The 914-nt window shown below is 39.4% G+C and carries 2 protein-coding genes; both read left to right on the top strand.

Going from position 1 to position 914, the window contains the following annotated elements; translation table 11 throughout:
* A partial coding sequence (locus tag IQR33_RS02285) for a DUF1801 domain-containing protein (RefSeq protein ID WP_193843474.1) occupies positions 1-289 on the top strand: 289 nt, incomplete at its 5' end.
* A gap of 151 nt (positions 290-440) precedes the next feature.
* Complete coding sequence (locus IQR33_RS02280) at positions 441-869, top strand: hypothetical protein (protein WP_182039728.1); 429 nt, start codon at positions 441-443, stop codon at positions 867-869.
* Positions 870-914: the final 45 nt, after the last annotated feature.

The following is a 914-nucleotide window of genomic DNA, read 5'->3' as shown; positions in this document are numbered from 1 at the left end:
CGATGAAACTCTAAAGTGGGGTGAACCTAGCTATAGTGTAAAAACAGGCAGCCCGCTAAGAATAGACTGGAAGCTGAAATCTCCTAACAATTATTACCTGTTCTTTAATTGCCAAACTAAGTTAGTCGATACATTTCGAGAATTGTATGGTGAAGAACTGGTGTTTCAGGGAAACAGAGCAATAGTTTTGTCCTTATCGAAAGCGCTACCAGAAACAGCAATCAAGTCCTGTTTAGAGTTAGCTTTAACTTATCAGCAGCGTAAACATTTGCCTCTTTTGGGCGTGTGAAAAATTCACATAACAAAGCGTTCAAGAGGGATTCCCAACGCTCGGCATTTTGGGTTTGATTCAGCTTTAGTGATTACGGCACAATAGTTTAGGTTGGGTGGTCTGCGTTGCTCACCCCTTAACTGGGCGTTAAGTGTCAAAAGGAGAAATAATGGCAGCAAATGGAGCAATATACATACAAAGAGATAATGTTGATCTAAAAGATGTATTTGATGATGTGACAAGCGACAAAGGTATATTTAGAAAGCCAACGTACTACGATGTCAAGTTAGGTGAGGATGTTGTTCGATTCAATATTATGGAATCTTCAGAAATTCCTAATCATATTGATGGTTTTCTTGGGTACATCGCTTCTTTGAACAATAGCGACGATAGAAAAGAGAATACTAGTTACGCAATTAGTCATACAAAAGTTGTGCTTGGACTAGTTTCTGATACTGACTTTGAAGATAACCACAAGATCTGGCAAAGCCTATTTCAGATAGCAGACAAATATGACGGCTTTGTCTTCGTTTATGACAGCGTTCTTTTACCTAATGGGGTAGCCTTGGTTGGACCATTGGTACAAACAGACACTTAACAAAGCATTTAAGACGGATTCCCAACGCTCGGCATTTTTGGTTTG

Source organism: Vibrio sp. OPT46, assembly GCF_015163535.1.
GTDB lineage: Bacteria > Pseudomonadota > Gammaproteobacteria > Enterobacterales > Vibrionaceae > Vibrio > Vibrio alginolyticus.
This window is presented reverse-complemented; position numbering and strand designations above follow the sequence as displayed.

Bases quoted from the DNA above. Each gene is read 5' to 3' on its own strand.
- IQR33_RS02280 (WP_182039728.1), top strand. From the start codon at position 441: ATGGCAGCAAATGGAGCAATATACATACAAAGAGATAATGTTGATCTA.